This window comes from Syntrophotalea acetylenica (genome assembly GCF_001888165.1).
GTDB lineage: Bacteria > Desulfobacterota > Desulfuromonadia > Desulfuromonadales > Syntrophotaleaceae > Syntrophotalea > Syntrophotalea acetylenica.
This window is the reverse complement of the sequence record NZ_CP015455.1, coordinates 2,835,615-2,852,728: the sequence shown is the minus strand read 5'-3', so window position 1 is coordinate 2,852,728 and position 17,114 is coordinate 2,835,615. Positions and strand designations below refer to the sequence as shown.

Genomic DNA, 17,114 nt, shown 5'->3' with positions numbered 1-17,114 from the left:
GTGCAAGCCAAACTGTTGATTGTTGAAGATGAAGCCTTGATCGCGCTGGAAATCAGGGCCCGCCTGCTGCGCATGGGATATGCGGTATGCGGCATTGTCGCCTGTGCCGGGGAAGCACTGCAGTCCGTAGCCAAATGCAAGCCCGATCTGGTGCTCATGGATATCTGCCTCAAGGGTGTGGTAAACGGCATCGAGGTAGCCGCTGACATCCGCGAAAAATACGGAATCCCGGTGATTTACCTCACTTCTCACGCCGATGAGGATACTCTGGCGCGCGCCAAAAACACCGCCCCTTACGGTTTTTTGCGCAAGCCTTTCCAGGAACAGGATCTTCGCATCAGCGTCGAGCTGGCTCTGCACAGGTATGCTTTGGACTGCCAGGCGCGGGAAAGCGAAGATAAATTTCGGCTGATTGCCGAGAATATCGACGACGTTTTCTGGCTCAGCACCCCTGATTTTGAAAAACTGGTGTATGTCAGCCCGGCGTATGAAAAGATCTGGGGTCGCAGGCGGGAGGATCTGCATCAGGATCCTTTGTCATTCATGGAGGGGGTCCACCAGGACGATCGCGACATGGTGCGGGCGTTGTTTGGCCAGCCGCCCGCCGAAAGCCTGCAACTGGAATATCGTGTCGTGCGTCCCGACGGTTCCTTGTCGTGGGTACGGGATCGCAGGTTCCCCGTGCTGGATTCCCGGGGGCAGTCTTATCGTCTGGCCGGCGTGGTGACCGATGTCAGTGCGCAGAAACAGGCGCAGACGCAATTGCTTGTGCTGAATCGGCAACTGCAGGAGCAGGCGACTCATGATCCTTTGACCGGCCTGCCCAACCGTCGCCTGCTGGTTGACCGGCTGGAGCAGGCTCTGGCCCTGGCCCGACGTACCGACGGCCATCTCGCCATGCTGTTCATCGATCTCGACGGCTTCAAGGAGATTAACGACCGCTTCGGCCATGTCACCGGTGACCGGGTCCTGGAAGCCATCGGCAAGCGTCTGCACGATCTGCTGCGTTCCACCGACACCGCCGCCCGAATCGGTGGCGACGAGTTCGGCATCCTGCTGGCGAATATCAACGACGACGGGGATGCCGCGCTGGTGGCCCGCAAGATCCTCGACGGGTTGTCGGCACCCCTGGTTCTGCGGGATCGGGAGATCCGGCTTGGCGCCTCCGTTGGCATCTGCCTCTATCCGCAACACGCACGGTCGGCGGACGAACTTATCAGCCGTGCCGATGCCGCCATGTATCAGGTCAAACATGCCGGCAAGGGCGCCTATGCTTTTTATCGCCAACAGACTTTTCCCTGAGAAGTGTTCTTTACGGATCCGGGCCAATATGGCCGGGAAGCTTTTTTTACTGAAAAATTGCGGCATACTTGATTCTGTCTCTGGGTGTGTTGTTTTTACCGTAAATGGGAAGGCCCAGCCGCCGCACCGGCGCCGTGATCGAAAAAAGGGTGCGTCGCGCGGCCCGCAACCCCGGATTCATCGATCTTGAAGCAATCGCTGATTTAATGCGTTGATCGTCCCGGAGGTCCCTATGTGTGCGGGATTTTCCTTGGCGTGACGCTGTGACAGGTGGCAGACAATGCGCGAGAAAAGACATCCAGGCGGGGCCGCGGCTCTGCGGCTGACTCCTCTCAATCGTCTGGCCAGCCTCAAGCTCAAGGCCGCCGGGGTCAGTGAACACCCTGTGGTGCTGCCGGTGTTTCAGCTCATGTCCTGGGGGCTGGCCGATTGTGCGTGTCTGGTTCACGAAGAAACCGCCGATGAACTGGTGCAGCTGGTTTGGCAGCCCGACCAGCGCGCCGCCCTCGATTACCTGCTGGCCAATGTGCCCGGCGGCGCCACGGCTTTTCAGCGCCGGTTGCTGCGCATGCCGCCGCGGGCTGCCGCCCGGGCTCTGCTCGGTGCCTTTGATCTGCGTTTGCGGTCCGATCCCCGCAATCCCTTCCCCTGAACCTCGTATGTTGGCACAAACATAGCCGGTTATAATTCTGGCTTGCGCGCCATCCGGCGGGATCCGGATTATCCGTGACCATGGCACCTTTTTTGGATACCATCACCGCCAGAGCAGTGGGGAGAGGCCTTGCGTTTTGCGGGCGGCACAATAACCTTTTTGGGGAGTGGCAGGTGGCGGAAATTTATCTTGACGGGGTTACGGCACGCATCGGCAAGCATGCCCGGCTGCAGGATATCCATCTTCGCATCGGCAACGGTCAGCATTGGGCCGTGGTGGGTGCCAACGGTTCAGGGAAGTCGGCGCTGGGCAGGCTGTTGTGCGGTGAAATGGAGGTTCTCCGTGGAACCTTGCACCTCGCCGGGAAATCGGTGTGTGTCGCGTTTGAAACGGTCGACGAAATTCTTGGAATCGAGCGATACAAAGACGACACCGATTTTCTGGACCGGATAGACCAGGGTACTCCGGTGCGGGATTTTATCCTGGAGGGTCGGCCCGAAGCCGCACGGAGACTCGAAGAGCTTGTCGGGCAGCTCGGCCTGGACGGGTTGCTTGACCGTGGCATCCGCTACCTGTCCACAGGCGAAATGCGCAAGGTGTTGATCTGCCGGGCACTGTTGCAGGAGCCGGAGCTGCTGGTGCTTGACGAGCCGTTCGACGGTCTGGATAGCGCTTCCCGTGAGGTTCTGCGCGGGCTGATCACCGCCCTGACGCAACGGGGGCTTTGCATTGTGCTGCTGTTGAACCGTTTCAGTGAAATTCTCCCCTGCCTGACCCATGTGGCCTATATCCGCGACTGCCGTCTTTTCGCTTGCGGCACCCGGGAGCAGATGCTTGCATCCGGAGCGCTGCGGCGGTTGCATGCTTTTCACTACAGCTTGCCGGATCAGCTGCCGCGAGGCGACAAAAAGCAGGACTCCGACTCCTGGCCCGGGCGGGGACCGCTGATCGAAATGAAACAGGTGATGGTCCGCTATGATGGCAGATATGTCCTGAACGGTCTTGACTGGACGGTGCTGCCCGGTCAGCACTGGCAGATTTCCGGGCCCAACGGCTCGGGAAAATCGACCCTTCTGAGCCTGATTTCCGGCGACAATCCCCAGGCTTATGCCAATGACATCCGCCTGTTCGGGCGCCAACGGGGCACGGGGGAGAGCATCTGGGACATCAAGCGGCAAATCGGTCTGGTGTCCACCGCTTTCCAGGAAAGTTACCGGGTCGGGGTTACGGTCGAACTGGCCGTTGTTTCCGGGTTTTTCGACAGTATCGGGGTATATGGGCGCTACTCGCGCACGCAGCGGGACATCGCGCTGCAGTGGCTGGAGATCCTGCAGATGGCGGACAAGCGCCACGTGCCGCTGCGCGCTCTGTCCTATGGCGAGCAGCGCCTGGTCCTGCTGGCCCGTGCCATGGTCAAGATGCCGGTCCTGCTGATTCTGGACGAGCCTTGCCAGGGGCTGGACGAAGTCAACCGGGAGATGGTGCTGAAGCTGGTCGATCACCTCGGCGCGGGCGGGCATACCCAGCTTCTTTATGTGACCCACCATCCGGAAGATCGTATTCCCTGCATCCGGCACCGCATGGAGATGGTGGCGGCCGTTGGCGGCGGCTTTACAGCGCGGTTGAGCGAAGCGCCGGCCGGTCCCGTGCCGGGAAAAGCATGATTCGGGCCGATGGCCGTTTTTTCCGGGCCGCCGCTTGCCGTTCGGCAAATCCCGGGCACACTTCTTTTAGGGATCGGGCCGGTTAGCTTGGCGCTTGTTGTGCTGCTGCTTAAAAAGGGGGGACAATGTTCATGGAATCCATACGCGCATTGTTGGGTGACAGCCTGTACGAGTGGTCGCTGCAGATGGGGCATTTGCTGCAGAACCTCTGGAATTCACTGCTGGCATGGCAGATTCTGTGTCTGGTGCTGTTTGTCTGCCTGATCACTACCCGGGGCCGTCGGCCCCGGTAATCGTTACGGAACCAGGGCTTGGCAAAGCGGCTGTGCGATTCACGCAAGGCCGCCGGCATGGCACCGCTCAGGTGAATATCCGGCGGCCTTGGTGCATGCCTCGGGATTTATCCCTGCGTTTTTTCCACCCTGCACAAAAAACCGCGGTTCGATGGCGTGGCGGTAACGGGGTTGCGGCAGGAATCGTCGGTCAGGTTGTTGATGCCGTGCCGTGGATCGACTTCACCCCATCCCCAGCCGATGCAAATGGACCCGACATGCACCCGGTCGCAGAGGCGGGCCTTCATGTAAAGGCTGCCCCTGGGGGTTGTTACCCGCAGCGGGTCGCCGTTGCCGATACCGAGCCGGCAGGCGTCGTCGGGATGCAGGTCGACCACGCCTTCGTTTTCCTGGCGGCGCAGGGAGGGGATATGGTGAAACTGGGAATGGGTGTAACGACTGCTGCGCTCGCCGCTGATAGCAATGAAAGGGTATTCCCGGTGCTGATCGGCAAAGGCCAGGGCCGGGCCGAACCCGTTTTCAAAAGGGGTTGCCGGTTGGCCATGGCGCGCCAGCCGCGGGGAGTGAAATTCGACCTTGCCGGTGGGCGTTGCGAATCCGTTGCGACGGTACTTTTCGAAAGCGACAGGCTCCGTGCGGATGCCCTGCGGATGGCGGCGCAATTGCGCGGTGGTGATGCCCGCCGGTTCCAGCTGGCAGTCGATGGCCTGGTCGACGCTGTGCCAGGGGAATAATCTGTCCAGGTTAAGCCTGCGGCCGAGCTCGAACACGATTTTCCAGTCGGGCCAGCTGTCGCCGACAGGGTCGATCACCTGGTCCTGCAGGCATATCAGATTATGACGCAGGGCGGCCCGGTTGAGCTGGGTTTTTTCAAAGCATCCGCAGGCGGGCAAAACGACATCGGCCAGACGCGTGGTCTGCGTAGGGAACAGATCAATGACCACCAGACAGTCGAGTTTTTGCAACGCCTGGCGCACCCGGCGGGTGTCCGTCATGGTGACGGCCGGGTTGCCGGACTGCACGATGAGCATGCGGATCGGATAGGGCCGTTCTTCGAGGATGGCATCGATCAGGGCGGATTGCGCATGCAGCCCCCAATTGGGGTGGAAACTGCTGAACAGGGGATAGCCGCAGGTGATCGCCGGTAGCTGCGCGGGCAGCTGATCCTGGAGTTGGAGGTTGCGTGCCGGCACCGGCTGAGGCAGCAGGTCCCCGCCGGGGCGGTCGAGGTTGCCGGTCAGGGCGCGCAGCATGCAGACGGCGCGGGTGGCGTCAAAAACCTGCAGCTGCATATCCAGGCCGTTGCCATCGACGATGCAGGCGGGCGCGGTGGTGGCGTACAAGCGCGCGGCAGCGCGGATGGCGGCCGGCTCCAGCCAGGTATCCGCGGCGACAGTTTCGGCGGTGAAAGGCCGTGCGGCACGGCGCAGTTCCTCGAACCCGGTGCACCATTGCGTCACGAAGGCGCGATCATACAGCCCCTCTTCGATGATGGTGCTGATCATGGACATGGCCAGCAGACCGTCGTGGCCGGGCTTGATCTGCAGCCAGATATCGGCCATCTCCGCCAGTGGGGTGCGCAGCGGATCGACAACGATCAGGCGTGCACCCTGCCGTCTTGCCTGCTGAATGGCTTCGAAGGCCGGCGGGCAGGTGTTGCGGTCGTTTTTCCCCCAGATCAGAACGCAGCGCGCATCCTTTGTCTGGGGGATGGTCATGGCGCCGTAGGTGAAATGGTGGGCCATTTCCCTGGCGACATGGCAGACGGACCCGTTGCCGATGATATTGGGTGAACCGAAGGCCTGCATCAGGCGACTGGCATAATCCCAGGGCGCTCCCCAGTCGGCGGCCATGCCGCGCAGCCAGGCCACGGATTGGGGGCCATGACGCTGCCGGATTTTTTCCATCTGCGAGGTGACGGCGCCAAGGGCCTGGTCCCAGTCCGCTTCGCACTGCTGTCCCTTACGGTTCCGGATCAAGGGGACGGTGAGCCGCTCGGGGGCATAGGTGATTTCCACTGCCGCCAGCAGTTTGGGGCAGGAAAGTTGCTGATCGGGGGGCGCGAGTGATTTGCGCTTGACGGCGATGAGCCGGCCGTTTTCCACCTCGGCTTCCACCGGACAACAGGCCGAGCACAGGCGGCAGATGGTATCCTTTTTCATGGCGCGCTCCTTTTCGCAGGCAGGCGTTTCGGTCAGCGCCGGGCCTTGATATAGCAGCTGCGGATCAGCTCGAAATGATTGGCATGGGTACGGATTTTCCACCAGACATGTCCCCGGTTTTCCATGGACCAGCTTTTCCGCAGACCCGGCAGTTCGCCGCGCAGCAATGCTTCGATATTGTCCAGGCCCCGACCGGCAAAGGGCTGGCTGGTTTTGCCCCCCAGCCAGTGACGTTCCTCGGCGGTTTCCAGGGACCAGGAAAAGGGATCCGAAACCAGCACCTGTGCCCCCGTCGAGAGGGCTACGCGGTCCATCTCGGCCAGATGCCGCAGCGGACAGGGCAGCTTGTCGACCAGATTCAGGGAAGCCAGGCAGGAAAAAGTACTCGACCGGAACGGCAGGGCCTGGGCGTCAGCCACCAGAAATTCGACATTGTGGCCATGCCAGGCCGCAGGCAGCCGCAGGGTGGTTTCCCGGACCAGCTGCCCTTCCTCAGGCAGCAGTACCGTCCGTCCTCGTCGAATCAGCAGTTCCCGGGCGGTGCGGATAAAAGATTCGGATTTGTCGATGCCGATGACGAAATCGAACCGGTCGTGGATTTCGAAGGCAAACCTGCCGACGGCCGAACCAATGTCCAGGGCCAGGCCCTGGCCCGGCGCCATCAGTCCGGCCCAGCGGTGGTAGGCGTCGGAGGCTTCGCTGTCGCCGAGCAGGTCGCCGTAATGGCTCCAGAGGTAAGAGGCCAGTGCCCGGGGCGATTCATAACCGGTGCCGGCCTGTTTTGGCGAGGTTGCCGGTGGTTCGAGGTATGCCAGTCCGTCACGGATCGGATAGGCGTGACCGCAGGCTGGGCAGATCAGGTCGCCCTGCAGGATATCTCCCCCGCATTCCTGACGAATCTCCGGGGTGAGGGCGACTTCGGCCGGCCGGCAGGCAGGACAGATCAGAACCTTCAGCAATGGCTTTTTCATGGTTGATGCCTTCGCGAAAAAGATGGAGCAGCATAGCGGCAGACACCACAAAGCACCTGCACCAAATTCCCCTGTGTATAAAAAATACCACAAATTTCCATCATGCCTGTCGCCGGTTGCCATGCCGGCCCTCTTGACAGCTGCACGGGCCTGCCGGCATTATTTTCAACATTATGAACGAGCTGCATATATCCCATCGCACAGCCGCAACCACCGGGGTCGTCGGGCGTTTTGCACCCAGCCCCACGGGCGCGCTGCATTTTGGTTCACTGGTGACGGCGGTAGGCAGCTACTGCTTCGCCAGGCAGGCCGGAGGCCGCTGGCTGGTGCGCATGGAGGACCTGGACGGACCGCGACTGGTACCGGGGGCCGCGGACGAAATACTGCGGACCCTGGAGAGACTGGGGTTGGAGTGGGACGGTGAAATCCTGTTTCAGAGCCGTCGCGTCGAGCGCTACGAGGCTGTTTTGGACCAGTTGCGTCGAAGCGGCCATCTGTTTGCCTGTGCCTGCTCCCGCAAAGAGGTGCTGGCCAGCGCGCCCCATCGCGGCGAGGAGGGGCCGGTCTACGCCGGTACCTGTCGGGATGGCCTGCCGCCAGGGCGTCCGGCGAGAGCCTGGCGCCTGCGCGTGCCGCATTGCACGGTCGGCTTTCACGACTGCCTGAACGGCGAGTACCGGCAGTGCCTGGCGGAGGATGTCGGTGATTTTGTGTTGCGCCGGGCCGATGGCCTGTTTGCCTATCAGCTGGCGGTGGTGGTGGACGATGCCGAAAGCGGCGTTACCCAGGTGGTGCGCGGAGCCGACCTGCTCAGCAGTACGCCCCGGCAGATCTATCTGCACCATTGTCTCGGATTTGCCGTGCCCTGCTATGCGCATCTGCCGCTGGCGCTGGCGCCGGATGGCGAAAAGCTCAGCAAACGCCACGGTGCCGTGAGCCTCGACCGCGACGGCGGCGGAAATTTGATCTGCCAGGCGCTGAGGTTCCTGGGGCAAAATGTGCCGGAGGGTTTGCAAGGCGCTCAGCCTGCGGAGGTGCTGAGCTGGGCGGTGCGGCATTTCGATCGTGCGAAGGTGCCGAGGAGCAGGTAATGAATGCTGCAGAGGCCGGAGCCTGCAGTGGCTCCGGCCTCTGCAGGGATTACCAGTTGGCCGGCAGGTCGAAATAAGTGGTCAGGCCGGTGCGCAGGCTCCAGTTCTCGCTTTTGCTGATGTAGCCGACGGAGCCGCCCAGGTCCCAGGTAAAGCGTCCCAGGCGGGCCTGAATGCCGGCGCGCAGGGCACCGCGGCTGTTGAGCGAATAGGAGCCTTCCATGCCCTCGACGGACACCAGGGCGTCGAGTCGGTCTTCCAGTACCGGGATTCTTACGCCGACGCCATATTTGATCATGTCGTGCTGGCTGCTGCTGCCCGAATGCGGATTGCCGAGAATCGCCAGTCCGGTGTTGACGAACAGGCTGAACAAGGGATAATTGCGCGTGAACAGCGCTTCGATAAAGACATCCGCGTCATCGGTGCCGAAGTCGTTTTTGTCGTCGGCATTGGGCAACTTGGTGGCCAGGCGCAGGGCGATGGCCGGCAGGCGCAGCGATTCCTGCCAGATGCGGACTTTAAGACCCATCGTCAGGTCGCCGCTGCCCCATTTGTCGCCCTGGCCGTCTTCACGCAGATGCAGGTAGCTGTACAGCAGTTGGGCTTCGACGCGTTCAGCGAGACCCAGGGTAAGAGTCAGGGACGGGACCTCGAAAACCCTGCGGTCGCGGTCTTCGCTCTGGAACAGATTGTGCGTGCCGTCGGCGTAGGAGAGGCCGACGCGAAGCTCGGCCCGGTTTTTGGGGAGCAACTGGCCGTCCTGCAGGCCGGTGGGTTCAAGACTGGCGGCCAGGCAGGGGCCGGAAACCATCAGCAGGCAGATACAGGCAAACAAATGTTTGCGGACAAGGGCCAAAAAGGCTTTCATGGGAGAATCCCTCCTTTGAAATTAAAAAAACCTAAATAGATGAGCAATGTAAAGGAATTTAACCCCTTCGCGAGGGTCTGTCAACAATCCCTTGACTGGAGCGCTTTTCTCTGCTCCGATGCCGCCGTGAACAAGGCAAGGCATGGTTCTTGCGGTGGCATCATGTGTTGACCTGGTCGGTGCGATCGCCTGTTTTTCCCTGGTTGGTCTGGACGGCGCTGCGCGCCGTCCGGCAGGTGCGCCGGTGGGTGGGGGAAGAGTCGTTTTTAGATGAAAAACCTATGACGAAAGGCAGGAAAGCTGCTTTTCAGGGAGGAAGGATTTATGGGGCGCACGGGATGGATGATGATACTGTTTCTGCTGACGACGATGGTATCGGTCGGCTGCTCCAGCGGCGTTTACAATGTTCCCAAGGACCAGTACCGATCTCTGGTCAAGACGCTCGGGGTTTTGCCGCTGATTGTGGATGACGGATCGTCGATCCGCCATCCCGAGGCAGCGCAGGTTATCGAGGCGCTGCGGCGGGCCAACGCCGGCAAAGAGGTGGCGCTGGTTGAACTGTTGCGCGAGAAAAAGGCCTACTTCGATGTGCGTGCGGTGCCGGGGCAGCCGGATGAACTGTTGCGCAGCATCGCCGTGTCACGCAAGGCCATGGCCGACAAGGATGGCGGTTATGTTTATCGTTTCCGCCCCGATGCGGTTGCTGAGTTGGCCCGGAGCGCGGCGGTCGATGCCCTGCTGGTGGTCGTTTTCAACGGTGCCCCGAGGCAGGAACGGCGTTGGGATCGCACCCGAATCAATTACCTGGATGCCGTCTATGATAGTATTCTGGTATCCGCGGCGGTGGTGCTGCCCACCGGGGAGATCGTCTGGGAATCCCGCAGTCCGGTCGGAGAACCCTTTTTGAACCTGCAATATCCGGATTTCGACGAGGCCTATTATAACCAGACCGATCAGGTGGCGAAAAAATATATCACGGTGCCGGGCCTGGAGCGGGCCCTGACCACACCGGACAAGAGTTGGCTCGGAAAGAGCCAGTTGCCGGTTCCCTATCACGCATTGTTCAAAAACCTGGCTTCCGGCCTCAAGCCGGGACTGCTGAATCCTTTCGGCAAGCCGGCTGACGAATGATCGTCTGGCTCTGCGGGGCGTCCTTTTTCCGAAAGGGCGCCCCGCAAAACCGAAAGGACAGTGCCTTGAAAAAGCAATTAAGCCATTGACAGTTTGTTTCAAACAAGGTAGATAGAAGCATAATCAGTTCGCTTCTTCAGGACAGAAATCCCATACCAAGATACCTTTCGGAACATCATCCCGTTAAAAAAACAGTTTGCCCGGCAACATAAAAGGAACCAGATTCCCAATATTCGGTGCAACGGCGTGTATGTCGTGTGCCGCATCCATATATAGATAAGGAAAATCGTCCCACCCTTTCTGCAGCTTTTCCAGGATCTGTAACAATCCGCGCGGTTCGGGCGATCGCGGTGACGGGCTCAGGCGGTAAATCCGCCCCATCGGAGCCGGCATGCATGACGGCCGAAGGACAGTTGTGGCCGGCGTGCATTCACAGGAGAAAAAATGAATTTAAAGGAACTTAAGGAAAAGAAGATTACCGATTTGGCGGCTATTGCCAAGGAACTCAAGCTGGACGGCGCCGCCGGTATGCGCAAGCAGGATCTGATCTTCACGATTCTCAACGCGACCGCGGAGAAAAACGGCGCCATTTTTGGTGAAGGGGTGCTGGAAATCCTGCCGGACGGCTTCGGTTTCTTGCGGGCTCCCGATGCCAACTATCTGCCTGGACCCGACGATATCTATGTGTCGCCATCGCAGATCCGGCGCTTCAACCTGCGCACTGGCGATACGGTCGCCGGACAGATACGTCCGCCCAAGGAGGGTGAGCGCTACTTCGCCCTGCTCAAGGTCGCCGAGGTCAACTTCGAAAATCCTGCCATCGCCCGGGACAAGACCCTGTTCGACAACCTGACTCCGCTCTATCCCCAGGAGCGCATCGTTCTGGAGACCACCCCGGACAATCTTTCCATGCGCGTCATGGATCTCGTGACGCCCATCGGCAAGGGCCAGCGCGGCCTCATCGTGGCGCCGCCCCGCACCGGCAAAACCATCCTGCTGCAGAACATCGCCAATTCCATAGCGGTCAATCATCCCGAAGTTTACCTCATTGTCCTGCTTATCGACGAGCGCCCCGAAGAGGTGACGGACATGCAGCGTTCCGTCAAGGGCGAGGTCATTTCCTCCACCTTCGACGAACCGGCCACGCGTCACGTGCAGGTCGCTGAAATGGTCATCGAAAAAGCCCGCCGCCTGGTGGAACACAAGCGCGACGTGGTGATTCTGCTCGACTCCATCACCCGCCTTGCCCGCGCTTATAATACGGTGGTGCCGCCGAGTGGCAAGATTCTGTCCGGCGGGGTCGATTCCAATGCCCTGCACAAACCCAAGCGCTTTTTCGGCGCGGCCCGCAATATCGAGGAGGGCGGCAGCCTGACCATTATCGCCACGGCGCTGGTCGACACCGGCAGCAAGATGGACGAGGTCATTTTCGAGGAGTTCAAGGGGACGGGCAACATGGAGGCGGTGCTTGACCGGCGTCTGGTCGACAAGCGCACCTTTCCGGCCATCGACGCCAACAAGTCCGGTACCCGCCGCGAGGAGCTGCTCGTCGGGCAGACCCAATTGCAGCGTCTGTGGTTGCTGCGCAAGGTGTTGTCCTCCATGAATGTGGTCGACAGTATGGAGTTCCTGCTGGAAAAACTGTCTGCCACCAAGACCAATGAAGAGTTTTTCGATTCCATGAATCAGTAGGGTTTTTGTTCAGAAAAGGCTTGCGATCAGCGGTCTTAAATGGTAAAAAATACGCTTTGCCTTGCAGCGCAATACGCTTTACGTTATCGCCCTGTACCAAGCCAGGGCATCAAGGAGAAAATGCCATGAAAGAAGGAATCCATCCCAAATACGAAGCGGTGGAGATCAAGTGCCACTGCGGCAATGTCATCGAAACCCGGTCGACCAAGTGTGCCGATATCCAGGTCGAGGTCTGCTCCGCCTGCCATCCGTTCTTCACCGGCAAGCAGAAACTTCTCGATACAGCCGGTCGGATTGATCGTTTCCGCAAAAAATACGCCAAAAACGATAAGTAATCGCCGGAGACGGCCCTCCGGGGCCGTTTGTTCATTGCATGCAGGCAGAAGCGGCAGGGGTCGTTTCTGCCCTGTTGCATTTGGGCCTGATGGTTGCCGGCTCGCAGTATGTGCCGCGGTTTCCATGGGCCCGGGTCGGGAAAAATATGCGCGTAAAACTGTTGACACATACTCCCGAACCCGAGCGGCTGGTGGCTGCCGCCGCCCGGCTGTGCTATTCGGCCTCTTCCGTCGAAGACCTGCTGCAGCAGGACGGTGACCGCCGGGAGGCCCTTCTCGCCAAGATTCTTGCCGTCGGTCATCTGTCTACCCTGGAGCATGTTTCCTTCACCTTTGGTGTCGAGGGGATCAGTCGCGCCTGCTCTCATCAGCTGGTGCGTCATCGCCTGGCATCCTATTCCCAGCAGAGCCAGCGCTACGTATCGCACCGGGAGCGGTTCGAGACTGTGACCCCTCCGTCCATCGCCCGGGATCCCGCCCTTGTGGAGATTTTCGAGGCCGCGATGCAGGAAATGCACCGGGTTTATGGCAGATTGATGGAGGCCGGGGTGCCTGCCGAGGATGCTCGCTTCGTGTTGCCAAACTCGGCGGCCACCAAGCTGGTTCTGACCATGAATGCCCGTGAGTTGCTGCATTTTTTCGCCTTGCGCTGCTGCCGGCGGGCCCAGTGGGAAATACGTGACCTGGCGGTGGAGATGCTGCGCCTGGCACGTGGCGCGGCGCCGCGACTGTTCGCCGGGGCCGGTCCCGGCTGCCTGCACGGCGCCTGTCCGGAAGGGGCCATGGGTTGCGGCCAGGCGGATCAGGTGCGCAGGGAATTCGCCGACCTGTAACATTCCGCCATGATCGGACCAAGGCGACAGAAAGCAAAGGTATGTTCAACAAGCTTGAAGAAGTGGAAGACCGGTTCCGTGAGGTCGAAGGGCTGCTGGCCGACCCGGCCGTGGTGTCGCAGCAGAAACGCTTTCTGGATCTGACCCGGGAGCACGCCGAGCTTCTGGAAGTGGTCGAGGCCTATCGCGACTACAAGCGCGTGGGTGAGGAGATCGAAGGCAATCGTGAATTGCTGCAGGACAGCGATCCGGAAATGCGCGATATGGCCCGGGGCGAACTGCCGCAACTGGAGGCGCGGCGGGAGGAACTGGCGAGCCAGCTCAAGGTTCTGCTGTTGCCAAAGGATCCCAATGACGACAAAAACGTCATTCTCGAGATCCGTGCCGGTACCGGCGGCGACGAAGCGGCCCTGTTTGCCGGCGATCTGTTCCGCATGTACGGCCGATTTGCCGAGACACAGGGCTGGAAGGTCGAGACCCTCAGCGTTTCCGAGTCGGAAGCGGGCGGCTTCAAGGAAGTCATCGCCATGATCAGTGGCGCCCGGGTTTATTCCCGGCTCAAGTACGAAAGCGGGACCCACCGCGTGCAGCGGGTGCCGGAAACCGAAGCGCAGGGACGAATCCATACTTCCGCCTGTACCGTGGCGGTGCTGCCCGAGGCCGAGGATGTGGATATCGATATCGATCCGGGCGATCTGCGTATCGACGTTTACCGGGCTTCCGGCGCCGGAGGGCAGCACGTCAACAAGACCGAGTCGGCGGTGCGCATTACCCATTTGCCGACGGGAGTGGTCGTTTCCTGCCAGGATGAAAAATCCCAGCACAAAAACAAGGCCAAGGCCATGAAGGTGCTCAGGTCGCGCATTCTCGACCGGATGGTTGCCGACCAGCAGGCGCAGATGGCCGCCGATCGAAAAAGCCAGGTCGGCAGCGGCGACCGCAGTCAGCGCATCCGCACCTACAATTTCCCCCAGGGGCGCTGTACCGATCATCGCATCGGTCTGACTCTTTACCGGCTGGACAGCATTATGCAGGGCAGCCTGACCGAACTCATCGAGCCCCTGACCTTGCATTATCAGAGTGAGGCGATGGCGGCCCAGGAGGCTTGAGCTTGGCGCAAACCTGGACGGTTCTCAAAATTTTGCAATGGACCGCCGATTTTTTTCGTGACAAGGGGATCGAAGGCGGCCGGCGGGATGCCGAACTGCTGCTCGGTGCCTGTCTCGGTCTGGACCGCGTTGGCCTGTACCTGCATTTTGATCGCCCCCTGGAAGCGTCCGAGCTGGCGGCATTTCGTGCTCTGCTGGTGCGCCGGGCCCGCCGGGAGCCGTTGCAGTATATCCTCGGGGAAACGGAATTCTGGTCCCTGCCACTGGCTGTTTCGCCGGCGGTATTGATCCCCCGGCAGGATACCGAGGTTCTGATCGAAGAGGCCTTGCGGGTTGCCACGGGCGGCCGTGTGCTGGATGTCGGCACCGGCAGCGGCGCGATCGCGATTGCCCTGGCCAGTGAGTGGCGCGATGCCCGGGTTGTGGCTCTCGATATCTGCCCGCGGGCTCTGCAGGTGGCTGCGGGCAACGCGCGACGCAACGGTGTCGAGGCGCATATCCGGTTTGTCGAAGCCGACCTGGCGCTGCTGCCGGAGGGGCCGTTTGATCTGATCGTGTCGAACCCGCCGTATATTCCGCGTGCCGATCTGGACGGGCTGATGCCCGAAGTCCGCGACTTCGAACCCCGCCGCGCCCTCGATGGCGGCGACGACGGGCTCGATCCTTACCGGATCCTGGCGGCTCAGGCGGCCGGCCGCCTGGCGCCCGGGGGCTGGCTGCTGGTCGAGGTCGGCATCGGCCAGGCGTGCCATGTTCAGAAACTGTTTGAAGCCGCCGGTCTGCAGGAGAGTTTCTGCCGGGCCGATTATGGCGGTGTGCCGCGGGTGGTGGGGTCGCGACGCGCCACTGGCGGGTGATTTCCGGAACCTGACGGCCCCATTGGCCGATCCTGCAAAATGAAACAAGCGCCCTCTATTTGAACAAAGGTGGTGGCGGATTTGGAAAAAATAATCGTTCATGGTGGAAACCGGCTCAAGGGTGAGGTCCGGGTCAGCGGCGCTAAAAATGCCGCGCTGCCTTTGCTGTTCGCAACCTTGCTCGGTTCCGGACGGCATCAGCTCGAAAATGTCCCGGATCTGCGGGATATCGGCACCGCCGAAAAACTGCTGACCATCCTCGGAGCCGAAGTGACTCGGGACGAAGGTGTGTTCGCGGTCGATGCGACGCGGATTCAGAGCGTCGAGGCACCTTACGATCTGGTCCGCACCATGCGCGCATCGGTGCTGGTGCTCGGGCCGTTGCTGGCACGGCTGGGTCATGCCCGCGTCAGTCTGCCCGGGGGCTGCGCCATCGGTGCCCGCCCCATCAATCTCCATCTCAAGGGTTTCGAGGCCATGGGCGCTCGCATCGATCTCGACCATGGTTACGTGGAGGCCCGCGCCAAGCGTTTGCAGGGCGCCAACATCTATTTCGATTTTCCCACTGTCGGCGGTACCGAAAATCTGCTGATGGCGGCTTGCCTGGCGCGCGGAACGACGGTTCTCGAAAATGCCGCCTGCGAGCCTGAAATCGTTGACCTGGCCGCCGCGCTGACGGCCATGGGGGCCCGTATCGAAGGGGCCGGCACCGATCGCATCATCATTGAAGGGGTCGATGATCTGCAGCCGCTGCGCCATACCGTCATGCCCGACCGCATCGAGGCGGGCACCTTTATGGTTGCCGCTGCCATGACCCGGGGTGACGTGCGTTTGCTGGGGGCGAGGCAAGCCGATCTCGAGGCGCTTGTCAGCAAACTGCAGGAGGCTGGCGCCGAAATCAGCATCGAAGATCATGTCTTGCGTGTGCAGGGCCCGCGACGCATTGCTCCCGTCGATATCAAAACCGGTCCGCACCCCGGCTTCCCGACGGATATGCAGGCGCAGTTCATGGCGTTGATGAGCATCGCCGACGGCACCAGCGTGATAACCGAAAACGTGTTTGAGAACCGCTTCATGCATGTATGCGAATTGCAGCGGCTCGGCGCCGATATCGCCATCGATGGCAAAATGGCAAAGATCAACGGTGTCAAGGGATTGCTTGGCGCCCCGGTCATGGCTACCGATCTGCGGGCCAGCGCCTGTCTGGTGCTGGCCGGCCTGTCCGCGGAAAATACCACGACCGTGTCGCGCATTTACCATCTCGACCGTGGATACGAACGCATCGAGGACAAGTTCCGCGCTCTCGGTGCGCGGATTGAACGGGTAAAGGCGTAACTGCTGTCCGTTGTCCCTGGTCCGTGGTTCGTCGCAAAAGACCATGCCGCTGCTCGATGATGAAACATCGTCCGCGGTAAATTGTCTGCCGGCACCTCGATCGCGACAGTGGACGACGAACCATGGACAACTGACAAAGGACGAATGAATTATGAGCGATTACATAACGTTTGCCCTGCCCAAGGGGCGCATCATGCAGGACTCCATGGAGTTGTTCGCCAAAATCGGCATCACCTGCCCTGAAATGCAGGGCGATAGCCGCAAACTGGTGTTCGAGAATCCCGAGACCAAATTCCGCTTCATGGCGGTGCGGGCCACCGATGTGCCGACCTATGTCGAATACGGTTGTGCCGATCTCGGGGTGGTGGGCAAGGATACCCTGCTGGAGCAGGGCAAGGACCTCTACGAGCCTCTCGATCTGAAGTTCGGCTATTGCCGTCTGGTGGTGGCCGAGCCCGGAGAGCTGTTGCGCGATGAGGATCCTGCCAGTTGGTCCAATATCCGCGTGGCGACCAAGTATCCCAATGTCACCGAGCGGTTTTTCGCCGGGCGCGGCGTGCAGGTCGAACTCATCAAGCTTTACGGCTCTATCGAACTGGCGCCCCTCGTCGGTTTGGCGGAGCGTATCGTCGATCTGGTTTCGACGGGAGCGACCATGCGTGAAAACGGTCTGGTGGAAGTGGAGACCATTGCCGAAATCACCAGTCGCCTGATCGTGAACCGCGCCAGCCTCAAGACCAAGCATCAGCGTATTACCCGCATTATCCAGGATCTGGAAAAGGTTCTGGCAGCGGAATCCGCCAACGGTTGAGGAGCGAG

The 17,114-nt window shown here is 60.8% G+C and carries 16 protein-coding genes; 13 read left to right on the top strand and 3 right to left on the bottom strand.

The genetic code is table 11. From position 1 onward, the window contains the following. From A6070_RS13405 to A6070_RS15645, 4 genes are all read left to right on the top strand, one after another. Positions 1 to 1,302, top strand: a complete 1,302-nt coding sequence (locus tag A6070_RS13405) for a diguanylate cyclase domain-containing protein (RefSeq protein ID WP_072286242.1) — start codon at positions 1 to 3, stop codon at positions 1,300 to 1,302. Between the two features lie 280 nt (positions 1,303 to 1,582). Beyond that, the gene (locus A6070_RS13400; RefSeq protein ID WP_072286241.1) at positions 1,583 to 1,954 is read left to right on the top strand and encodes a hypothetical protein; all 372 of its coding nucleotides are present in this window, start codon (positions 1,583 to 1,585) and stop codon (positions 1,952 to 1,954) included. A gap of 80 nt (positions 1,955 to 2,034) precedes the next feature. Next, entirely contained in the window at positions 2,035 to 3,618 is a 1,584-nt protein-coding gene (gene modF / locus A6070_RS13395) for a molybdate ABC transporter ATP-binding protein ModF (RefSeq protein WP_083558499.1), read from the top strand. Positions 3,619 to 3,749: 131 nt separating this feature from the next. Further along, a complete protein-coding gene (locus A6070_RS15645) occupies positions 3,750 to 3,911 on the top strand; it encodes a hypothetical protein (protein ID WP_158513981.1) in 162 nt (53 codons plus the stop codon). A gap of 107 nt (positions 3,912 to 4,018) precedes the next feature. Here A6070_RS15645 and A6070_RS13390 read toward each other — a convergent pair whose 3' ends face one another. Then, entirely contained in the window at positions 4,019 to 6,073 is a 2,055-nt protein-coding gene (locus A6070_RS13390) for a molybdopterin-containing oxidoreductase family protein (RefSeq protein WP_072286240.1), read from the bottom strand. 32 nt (positions 6,074 to 6,105) lie between these two features. Beyond that, positions 6,106 to 7,044, bottom strand: coding sequence for a class I SAM-dependent methyltransferase (locus A6070_RS13385; RefSeq protein WP_072286239.1), 939 nt, complete (start codon positions 7,042 to 7,044; stop codon positions 6,106 to 6,108). 173 nt (positions 7,045 to 7,217) lie between these two features. Here A6070_RS13385 and gluQRS point away from each other — a divergent pair, with 173 nt between their 5' ends. After that, entirely contained in the window at positions 7,218 to 8,135 is a 918-nt protein-coding gene (gene gluQRS / locus A6070_RS13380) for a tRNA glutamyl-Q(34) synthetase GluQRS (RefSeq protein ID WP_072286238.1), read from the top strand. A 49-nt stretch (positions 8,136 to 8,184) separates the two neighbouring features. Here the strand turns inward: gluQRS and A6070_RS13375 are convergent, their stop codons facing one another. After that, positions 8,185 to 9,003, bottom strand: coding sequence for a hypothetical protein (locus A6070_RS13375; RefSeq protein ID WP_072286237.1), 819 nt, complete (start codon positions 9,001 to 9,003; stop codon positions 8,185 to 8,187). A gap of 324 nt (positions 9,004 to 9,327) precedes the next feature. Here A6070_RS13375 and A6070_RS13370 point away from each other — a divergent pair, with 324 nt between their 5' ends. From A6070_RS13370 to hisG, 8 genes are all read left to right on the top strand, one after another. Continuing rightward, positions 9,328 to 10,134, top strand: a complete 807-nt coding sequence (locus A6070_RS13370; protein ID WP_072286236.1) for a hypothetical protein — start codon at positions 9,328 to 9,330, stop codon at positions 10,132 to 10,134. 444 nt (positions 10,135 to 10,578) lie between these two features. Next, on the top strand, positions 10,579 to 11,826 hold the full coding sequence (gene rho / locus A6070_RS13360) for a transcription termination factor Rho (protein WP_072286234.1): 1,248 nt from the start codon (positions 10,579 to 10,581) through the stop codon (positions 11,824 to 11,826). A gap of 125 nt (positions 11,827 to 11,951) precedes the next feature. Beyond that, positions 11,952 to 12,161, top strand: a complete 210-nt coding sequence (rpmE, locus tag A6070_RS13355; RefSeq protein WP_072286233.1) for a 50S ribosomal protein L31 — start codon at positions 11,952 to 11,954, stop codon at positions 12,159 to 12,161. A 146-nt stretch (positions 12,162 to 12,307) separates the two neighbouring features. Continuing rightward, on the top strand, positions 12,308 to 12,994 hold the full coding sequence (gene thyX, locus A6070_RS13350; protein WP_072288014.1) for an FAD-dependent thymidylate synthase: 687 nt from the start codon (positions 12,308 to 12,310) through the stop codon (positions 12,992 to 12,994). Positions 12,995 to 13,035: 41 nt separating this feature from the next. Continuing rightward, positions 13,036 to 14,103, top strand: coding sequence for a peptide chain release factor 1 (prfA, locus tag A6070_RS13345; protein WP_072286232.1), 1,068 nt, complete (start codon positions 13,036 to 13,038; stop codon positions 14,101 to 14,103). Positions 14,104 to 14,105: 2 nt separating this feature from the next. After that, positions 14,106 to 14,960 carry a peptide chain release factor N(5)-glutamine methyltransferase gene (gene prmC / locus A6070_RS13340; RefSeq protein ID WP_083558497.1) on the top strand — a complete coding sequence of 285 codons (855 nt, stop codon included), beginning with the start codon at positions 14,106 to 14,108 and terminating at the stop codon, positions 14,958 to 14,960. A gap of 81 nt (positions 14,961 to 15,041) precedes the next feature. Beyond that, entirely contained in the window at positions 15,042 to 16,295 is a 1,254-nt protein-coding gene (murA, locus tag A6070_RS13335; RefSeq protein ID WP_072286230.1) for a UDP-N-acetylglucosamine 1-carboxyvinyltransferase, read from the top strand. Positions 16,296 to 16,446: 151 nt separating this feature from the next. Continuing rightward, positions 16,447 to 17,106 (top strand): ATP phosphoribosyltransferase, encoded by a 660-nt coding sequence (gene hisG / locus A6070_RS13330; protein WP_072286229.1) that lies wholly within the window; start codon positions 16,447 to 16,449, stop codon positions 17,104 to 17,106. The last annotated feature ends 8 nt before the right edge of the window (positions 17,107 to 17,114 follow it).

Coding starts and splice junctions, on each gene's coding strand:
- A6070_RS13400 (WP_072286241.1), top strand. CDS start 1,583: ATGCGCGAGAAAAGACATCCAGGCGGGGCCGCGGCTCTGCGGCTGACT.
- prfA (WP_072286232.1), top strand. CDS start 13,036: ATGTTCAACAAGCTTGAAGAAGTGGAAGACCGGTTCCGTGAGGTCGAA.
- thyX (WP_072288014.1), top strand. CDS start 12,308: ATGCGCGTAAAACTGTTGACACATACTCCCGAACCCGAGCGGCTGGTG.
- A6070_RS13375 (WP_072286237.1), bottom strand. CDS start 9,003: ATGAAAGCCTTTTTGGCCCTTGTCCGCAAACATTTGTTTGCCTGTATC.
- A6070_RS13385 (WP_072286239.1), bottom strand. CDS start 7,044: ATGAAAAAGCCATTGCTGAAGGTTCTGATCTGTCCTGCCTGCCGGCCG.
- A6070_RS13390 (WP_072286240.1), bottom strand. CDS start 6,073: ATGAAAAAGGATACCATCTGCCGCCTGTGCTCGGCCTGTTGTCCGGTG.
- hisG (WP_072286229.1), top strand. CDS start 16,447: ATGAGCGATTACATAACGTTTGCCCTGCCCAAGGGGCGCATCATGCAG.
- A6070_RS15645 (WP_158513981.1), top strand. CDS start 3,750: ATGGAATCCATACGCGCATTGTTGGGTGACAGCCTGTACGAGTGGTCG.
- rpmE (WP_072286233.1), top strand. CDS start 11,952: ATGAAAGAAGGAATCCATCCCAAATACGAAGCGGTGGAGATCAAGTGC.
- rho (WP_072286234.1), top strand. CDS start 10,579: ATGAATTTAAAGGAACTTAAGGAAAAGAAGATTACCGATTTGGCGGCT.
- modF (WP_083558499.1), top strand. CDS start 2,035: ATGGCACCTTTTTTGGATACCATCACCGCCAGAGCAGTGGGGAGAGGC.
- gluQRS (WP_072286238.1), top strand. CDS start 7,218: ATGAACGAGCTGCATATATCCCATCGCACAGCCGCAACCACCGGGGTC.
- A6070_RS13370 (WP_072286236.1), top strand. CDS start 9,328: ATGGGGCGCACGGGATGGATGATGATACTGTTTCTGCTGACGACGATG.